This window comes from Aquabacterium sp. (assembly GCF_016234775.1).
GTDB lineage: Bacteria > Pseudomonadota > Gammaproteobacteria > Burkholderiales > Burkholderiaceae_C > Aquabacterium.
In genome coordinates, this window is record NZ_JACRAH010000066.1 from 1 (window position 1) to 8,682 (window position 8,682).

Below are 8,682 nucleotides of genomic sequence, written 5' to 3' on the forward strand. Positions count from 1 at the left end.
CGCCGAGGTCAGCACGGCAACGTGGTTGGACGTCAGCGCGGCGACTTGGTCGGTGCTCAGGCCGGAGACGGCCTCGGTGTTCACCGCCTTGAAGGCCGTGGTGGTCAGTGCGCTGATGTCGGCCGTTTCAATGGCGGCGACTTGGGCGCTGTCGAGCACGGCGACTTGTGCCGAGTTCAGGTTGGCCAGATCGGTGCTTTGCAAAGCGGCGATCTGGGCGACGGTCAGCACATCGGCCTGGGTGGTGAGCAAGGCGGCCGTTTGTGCGGTGGTCAGGGCCTGGATCTGATCGGTGCTCAGGGCGGCGATGGCGGCCGTACTCAGGACGCGGATATTGGTGCTGGTCAGCGCGCTGATGTCAGCGGTTTCGATGGCAGCGGCTTGCGCGGTGTTCAGGACTGATACCTGGGCGGTGTTCAGCACGGCAAAGTCCGTGCTTTGCAACGCGGCGATCTGGGCCGGCGTCATGCCTTCAACCTGGGCGCTGGTGAGCGCGGCGGCTTGGGCGGTGTTCAACGCCAGGATCTGGTTGGTATCCAGTGCAGCGATGGCGGCTGTGGTCAGCGTGCGCAAGGCCGCTGTGGTCATGGCACTGATGTCGCGCGTTTCGATGGCCAGCGCCTGGGCGGTGTTGAACTGTGCAGCTTGGGAAGAGGTGAGGGCGCTCACCTGATAAGAATTCAACTGCGCAATCTGGGCCGTGCTCAGCCCCGAGATCGAGTCAATATGGAAGGCTCGAACCGCGTTGGTACTGAGCGCACCGATGTCGCCGGTCTCGATGGCACCCAGCTGGGCACTGTTGAAAACCGCCACCTGGGCGGAACTCATCACGGCCGTATCGGTGCTTTCCAGCGCGGCGATCTGAGCCGTGGTGAGCACAGCGGTCTGGGCGGTGGTCAGCGCGGAGGTTTGGGCCGTCGTCAGTGCCGCAATCTGGTCGGTGCTCAGGACATTGATCGCCGCAGTGCTCAGCACGCGGATGTTCACTGTACTCAGCGCCCGAATATCGGCCGTCTCGATGGCCGCTGCCTGGGCCGTGTCCAGCACAGCCACCTGGGCGGTGTTCAGCACGGCCATGTCCGTGCTTTCGAGTGCCGCCATTTGAGCCGATGTCAGGGCCTGAGCCTGCGTCGAGGTCAGCGTCGATGTCTGAGCTGTGTTGAGCGCTTGAATTTGGGCCGTGCTCAGTGCCGCCACGCTGGCCGTGCTGAGGTTGCGAACAGCGGTCGTGCTCATGGCACCGATGCTGTTGGTCTCCAGCGCGGCGGATTGAGCCGTGTTGAAGGCGGCGCTCTGGGCGGTGCTGAATGCGCCAACCTGTGCGGAGGTCAAATGGGCGATCTGGTCAGTGCTCAGGCCGGCCAAAGCGTCGGTGGTGAGTGCCCGGATCGCCGACGTGCGCAGTGCCCGGATGTCAGTGGTTTCAATGGCCGCGGCCTGCGCGCTGTTGAACACGGCCAATTGGGCCGACGAGAAAGACGCCAGGTCGGCGCTCTCCAGTGCAGCCACCTGTGCCGCCTGGAGTGCACTGGTTTGCGCGGTGGTCAGCGCACTGGCCTGCGCCGTGTTGAGCGCCCTGATCTGGTCGGTGGACAGGGCATTGATGGCTGCCGTGGTGAACGCGCGCACGTTGATGGTGTTCAGTGCGCCGATGTCTCGGGTCTCGATTGCTGCCGCCTGTGAGGTGTCCAGCACAGCCACCTGGGTGGATTTCAGTGTGACGAGATCGGCGCTATCCAGTGCCGCGATCTGAGCGGAGGTCAAGGCTTGAACCTGCGCGCTTGTGAGCGTGCTGGTCTGTGATGTGTTGAGCGCCAGCATCTGGTTGGTATCCAGGGCAGCCACGGCGTCCGTGCTGAGCGTGCGCACGGCTGCGGTGCTCATGGCGCCGATGTCCGATGTCTCGATCGCGACGGCCTGGGCTGTATTCAGTACGGCCGATTGCATGGAGCTGAGGGCACCGATCTGCGCAGAAGTCAGTCGCGCGATCTGGCTGGTGCTCAAGCCTGTGATTGCATCTGTCGTCAACGCCCTGGTGGCCAGGGTGCTCAGCGCACCGATGTCGCTGGTCTCGATTGCCCCCGCCTGGGCGCTATCCAGTCTGGCCACCTGAGCTGACGACAGGACAGCCATGTCCGTGCTCTCCAATGCCGCGATTTGCGCCGTGGTGAGGGCGCTCATCTGAAGGGTCTTCAGCGTGCTGGTCTGGGCGGTAGTCAGTGCCAGGATCTGCGATGTGCTCAGGGCACTGATGGCATCTGTGGTTAGCGCTCGGAGGTTGACCGAGGTCAGGGGCTGGATGTCCCGTGTTTCGATGGCCTGAGCTTGCGTGGTGTTGAGTACGGCCACTTGCGTGGACTTCATCGCCGCCAGGTCGGTGCTTTCCAGTGCGGCAATCTGATCCGATGTCAGCGCCTGAATCTGTGTGCTCGTGAGGGCCGAGGTTTGCACGGTGCTGAGGGTCTGGATCTGGCTGGTGTCCAGCGCGGAGACAGCCGCCGTGCTCAGCGTTCGCACGGCATGGGTGCTCATGGCGCTGATGTCACGGGTCTCGATGGCAGCCGCTTGCGCCGTGCTGAAGGCGGCAGTCTGGCCCGATGTCAGGGCGCCAATCTGGCTGGACAGGAGGTGCGCTATCTGATCTGTAGTCAGCGCACCAGCGGCATCGATGGTCAGGGCTCGGAGGTTGACCGTGCTCAGCGCGCCGATGTCACCCGTTTCGATGGCCGCAGCCTGAGCGGTGCTGAGCGCTGCCACCTGGGTCGATTTCAGGTTGGCAATGTCGGCGCTGTCCAGTGCAGCGATCTGGTCCGAGCTCATGGCTTGAACCTGCCAACTGGTCAGGATGGTCGTCTGCGCCGTTGTCAGTGCCAGGACTTGCTGGGTGTCCAGCGCGGCGATAGCGGCAGTGCTCAGAGCGCGTACAGCGGCCGTGGTCAAGGCCCTGATGTCGCTGGTTTCGATCGCGGCAGCTTGCGCCGAGCTGAGCGTGAGCGCCTGTGCCGAACTCAGTGCGCTAATCTGTATGGATGTCAGTTTGGCTATCTGATCGGTGCTCAGGCCCGTCAGTGCATCTACATTGATGGCGCGGATGGCGTTGGTGCTGAGCGCGCTGATGTCACCCGTTTCAATGGCTGCAGCCTGGGCGCTGTTGAATACGGCGACCTGTGCCGATGAGAACGTGGCGAAGTCCCGGCTTTCGAGCGCTGCGATCTGGGCGGTTTGCAGTGCACCGGTCTGGGAACTTGTCAGAACGGCAGTCTGAGCGGTGGTCAGTGCCGCGATCTGGTCGGTGCTCAGGGCAATGATGGCGGCGGTGGTCAAGGCGCGCACGTTGAGCGTGCTCAGCGCGCTGATGTCTCTCGTCTCGATGGCAGCGGCTTGCGAGGTGTCCAGCACTGCAACCTGTGTTGATCGCAGGTTGGCAATATCGGTGCTTTCCAGCGCGGCGATCTGGGCGGAGGTCAAGGCCTGAACCTGCCAGCTCGTGAGCACGTTGGTCTGTGCGGTGGTCAGCGCCAGGATCTGCTGGGTGTCCAGCGCGGCGACGGCAGCCGTTGTCAGGGCCCGGATGGCCGCCGTGCTCAAGGCGCTGATGTCGGTTGTTTCAATGGCGGCGGTCTGGCTGGTGTTCAGCGTGAGTGACTGGGCCGATGTCAGGGCGCCGATCTGGGCGGAATTCAAGTGCGCGATCTGGTCGGAACTCAAACCCGTCACCGCGTCAACCGTGAGCGCGCGTACGGCACTGGTGCTCAAGGCTCCGATGTCACCGGTTTCGATGGCTGCAGCCTGATCGCTGTTGAAAACCGCCACTTGCGCTGAGGTCAGCACAGCAAAGTCCCGGCTTTCCAGGGCGGCAATTTGAGCGGTTTGAAGCGCGCTGGTCTGGGCTGTCATCAGCACCGCGGTTTGAGCGGTCGTCAGTGCCGCGATCTGATCCGTTCCGAGTGCATTGATGGCTGCGGTTGTCAGCGCGCGGACATTGAGGGTGCTCAAGGCGCTGATGTCGCCCGTCTCGAGCGCCGAGGCCTGTGCGGTGCCCAGCACGGCCACCTGCGTCGACTTCAAGTTGGCGACGTCGGTGCTTTCCAGCGCGGCAATCTGTGCGGAGTTCAAGGCCATGACCTGATCGCTGCTGAGCATAGCGGTCTGGGCAGTGGTCATTGCCAGAATCTGTTGGGTACTCAGCGCGGCGACAGCGGCGGTGCTCAGTGCACGCACGGCGGCTGTGCTCATGGCGCTCAGGTCACTGGTTTCGACTGCGGCGGCTTGTGCGGTGTTCAGTGCGCTGGCCTGGGCGGAGTTCAAGGCGCCGACTTGCGCCGAGGTCAGGTGCGCGACCTGATCGGTGCTCAGCGCGCTGAGCGCGGCCGTGTTCAGTGCGCGGGTACCGCTGGTGTTGATGGCGGCCAGGCTGGCTGTGTTCAGGGCGGCGGCCTGGGCAGTGTCCAGTACGCTGACCTGGGCTGAATTCAGTGCGGCAGCATGGGTGCTGTTGAGCACCGAAATCTGGGCGCTGGTCATGGCCACAAGCTGATCCGTTTTCAACACGGCTGCTTGCGCTGACGACAAGGCTGCAACCTGATCTGTGCCCAGGGCGGCGACATTCGCTGTGTCCAGCACACGGATTTGCGCTGTGGTCAGTGCGGCGGCCTGGCTGGAACTCAAGGCCCCGGCATCTGCGGAGTTGAGCGCGGCGATCTGAGCCGTTGACATGACACGCAGATTGACCGTGCTCAGCGCGGCGATCGCGCCGGTCTGCATGGCCGCAACCTGGGCGGTGCTCAGTGCAGTGGCCTGGCTCGTGTTCAGGACTTGAATGTCGTCGCTGCCCATGGCGGCTGCAACGGCGGTGCTCAAGGTGCGGATGACCGTGCTGTTCAGAACTCGGATGTCATTGGTTTCAAGGGCCAGAAACTGAGCGCTGGTGAGCACCTCGGCATGCCTGCTGGTCAGTGCTGCAGCCTGGTTGGATGTCAGTGCGGTAATCTGACTGGTATCCAGTGCACCAAAGGCTGCCGTGGTCAGGAACCGAATCCCGCTGGTCTGGATGGCTGGAATCTGAACCGTGGTCAGTACGGCAATCTGTTCCGTGCTGAAGTTTGCCCAATCCTCGGTACTGAGCGTCGCGATCGCCTGCGTCGTCAACGCGGCGATCTGCGCGGTCGTGTACTTCGGAATGAGTGAAGCCATGGTCTAGTCCTTCAGAGCCGATGCAATCTCCACCCCAGGCTTCCGGTGAATAGAAGGCGCCAACACCAATGCCCACGCGTCGAGAGACGATGGGAGCGAGTTGGGCGCGTTGACTTCACGTGCCATTAGGGTGGTATATCGGCATCCAGCCGAGACTACTGAAGCTCTGGTCGTTCAGAGAGCTGGAATAAGCGTGCTGTTTTGCCCTTCTTTCGGGCCTGCCATCAGATGTGAAAACGCCCCGCAGCTTTGGAGTGGCTGCGGGGCGTCTCCCAGGCTGGGCCTGGGGGCGGGATCGTTGGCTTAGATCAGCGGGTTGTTCTTGTTCGGATCGTCCACCAGTTGGGTGTGGTCGACCTGGACCAGCGTGATCTCGGTGTGGACCACCGCGACAGTCGCCGTGACCTCCGTGCTGGTGACACCGCCAAGGAGGTTCTCACCTGGGTGTGCCAGAAGGTCGCCGGCGCTGACACTCAGTGTGGCGGTCGTGCTGTGTTGCTCGATGGTCACGGTGGTTGTCGCGCCTGCTGCGTCGGTGGCAGTCGTTGCCTCGGTACTTGTCGATGTCTGATCCTTGGCGAACCAGACGTCGGCCATCTCGTGGGTCTTGCCATCCGTTGTCTTGTAGCCAGAGATGAGGCCCAGCAGGTTGCCATTGTTCATCTCTGTGCTGACGCGGGCGTTGAGATCCAGTTCGATGATGCCCAGGCCGGAGAGGTCCTTGAGTTCGCCACCTTCGGATACGCCGTTGGTGTTGCCGTCAACCCAGACCTTCAGCTCGCTGAAGTGGAGGTCGGCGACCGTCAGCTTGCCGTCGTGGTTGCTGTCCAGGGCGAGCATGGCGTTGTAGCCGTGGCCTGCCTTGTGGCCATCGACCTGGGTAGCGGAGCCGAACAGTTCTGTGCCGTCGTTGATCGTGCCGTCGCCGTTGATGTCACGTACCAGCAGACCATCTCCTGAGCTGACCCAGCCGTGGGCGGTGTTGCTGCCCGTGGCGTTGAGGTCGAAGGTGGTGCCATGGCTGGCAGACACGGTTTGCACACCGTCACCATTCAGATCCAGCGCGATAGGCGAGATGCCGGCCATGGCGTTGATCTGCGTGGTGGTCAGTGCGTCGAACTGTGTGGTGGTCAGGGCTGCACCTTGGGCCATGCTGAGGGCGGCCAGATCGGTGGTCTCGAAGGCCTGGATCTGGTTGGTGGTGAAGGCCTGAATCTGGTTGGTGTCCAGCGCCTGGATGTGTGCGGTGGTGAAGGCCGCGATATCGTCGGTGCTCAGGACCGCCAGTTGTGCCGTGTCCAGCGCGCGCAGTTGAGCGGTGCTCATCGCCACGATGTCAGCCGTTGTCAGGGCGGCAACCGCGGTGGTGGACAACTCGGTGAACTGGGCGGTTGTCAGTGCACGCAGGTCGGTGGTTTCCATCGCGACGATTGCGTTTGAGGACATCACTGCGATCGCTGTGGTCTCCAGTGCCACGATCTGGGCCGTGCTCAGCGCAACGATGTGTGAGGTCGTCATCGCGGCAAACTCGGCGGTGGTCAGTGCCTGGAGTTGGGCTGTACTCAAGGCTGCGACCTGGTCGGTATGCAGTGCCTCGATCTGCGCCGTTGTCATCGCTTCGATCGCGGCGGTGTTGATCGACCTGATTGAGGCGGTGTTGAAGGCCACCAGATCTGTGGTCGTGATGGCCGAGATCTGGGTGGTGTTGAAGGCGAAGACCTGAGCTGTGTTGAGGGCCACCACGTCGTTGGTTTCGAGCACGGCAATCTGTGCCGTGTTCATCGCCTGGATCTGCGCGGTGTTCAGTGCAGCGAACTGCGTCGATGTCATCGCAGAGATCTGATCGGTGGTCAGCACATTGACCGCGGCGGTGGTCAGGGCACGAACGTTGGCTGTGTTCAGCGCACTGATGTCGGAGGTTTCAATCGCGGCGATCTGCGCCGTGTTGAAGGTGTTGATCTGCGCTGTGTTGAACGCGGCCAGGTCGGTGCTTTGCAGCGCCACCACCTGGGCTGTGGTCAGCACGGACGACTGGGCCGTGGTCATCGCCGCGAGCTCGGTGGATGTCATGGCGGTGATCTGATCCGTGGTCAGCGCGGCGATCGCAGCCGTGGTCAGCACACGGACACCGGCGGTGGTCAGGGCACTGATGTCGGTGGTTTCAATCGCAGCGGCCTGGGCGGTGTTCATCGCACCAACCTGGGCCACGGTCAGCACGGCGATGTCGGTGCTTTCCAGGGCGGCCATCTGATTGGTGTTGAGCGCGGCGAACTGGTTGCTCGTCATGCCAGCCACTTGTGCGGTGGTCAGCGCGGCGATCTGATCGGTGCCCAGGGCTGCGGCTGCGGCCGTGGTCAGGTTGGCGACCGCAGCGGTACTCAGGGCGCTGATGTCACGTGTTTCGATTGCGGCGGCCTGCGCGGTGTTCAGAACGGCTGTCTGAGCGGTGCTCAGCGAGCCGATCTGCGCAGAGTTCAGGGCCACGATCTGGTCTGTGGTCAGTCCGCTGATACCGTCGGTGGTCAGGGCGCGAACCGCGTTGGTGGTCAGCGCGCTGATGTCACCGGTTTCGATGGCGGCAACCTGGGCACTGTTGAACACGGTGACTTGGGCCGAGTTGAAGGCGGCCAGGTCCGTGCTCTCCAGGGCGGCGACCTGAGCGGTGTTCAGAGCGTCTGTCTGTGCCGTGGTCAGCGCGCTTGTCTGCGCTGTGGTCAGGGCCGCGATCTGATCGGTACCCAGGGCGTTGATGGCAGCGGTGGTCAGGGAGCGGATGTTGGTCGTGTTCAGCGCACTGATGTCGGTGGTCTCGATCGCAGCAGCCTGCGAGGTGTTGAACACGGCGATCTGGGCCGAGTTCATCGCAGCCAGGTCGGTGCTTTGCAGCGCAGCCACTTGAGCCGAGGTCAGGGCCTGAGCCTGGTTGCTGTTCAGTGCGGCAACTTGTGCCGTGGACAGGGCTTCAATCTGGTCCGTACCCAGGGCGGCTACCGCAGCGGTCGTCAGGGTGCGAACAGCCGCGGTGTTGAGCGCGCTGATGTCGGATGCCTGGATCGCGGCGGCCTGGGCTGTGTTCAGGGCGGCGGACTGAGCGGTGGTCAGGGCGCCGATCTGGGCAGAGTTCAGGGCCACAACCTGATCGGTGGTCAAGCCGGCCAGGGCATCCGTGGCCAGCGCCCGGACAGCGTTGGTATTGAGCGCACTGATGTCGGTGGTTTCAATCGCACCCAACTGAGCGCTGTTGAACACAGCCACTTGAGCCGAGTTGAAGGCGGCCAGGTCGGTGCTTTCCAGCGCGGCGATCTGGGCGGTGGTCAGGGCGTCGGTCTGAGCCGTGGTCAGCACGCTGGTCTGGGCCGTGGTCAGCGCAGCGATCTGGTCGGTGCCCAGGGCGGCAACCGCAGCCGTGGTCAGGGCGCGGACGTTGGTCGAGTTCAGAGCACTGATGTCGGTGGTCTCGATCGCGGCAGCCTGAGACGTGTTCAGGGC

The 8,682-nt window shown here is 63.3% G+C and carries 2 protein-coding genes; both read right to left on the minus strand.

Features of this window, described 5'->3' with window-relative positions; translation table 11 throughout:
- A partial coding sequence (locus tag HY836_RS18725; protein ID WP_290679471.1) for a heme utilization protein occupies positions 1 to 5,193 on the minus strand: 5,193 nt, incomplete at its 3' end.
- A 303-nt stretch (positions 5,194 to 5,496) separates the two neighbouring features.
- Positions 5,497 to 8,682 (minus strand): heme utilization protein (locus HY836_RS18730; protein ID WP_290679474.1); only part of this gene is annotated, 3,186 nt, incomplete at its 5' end.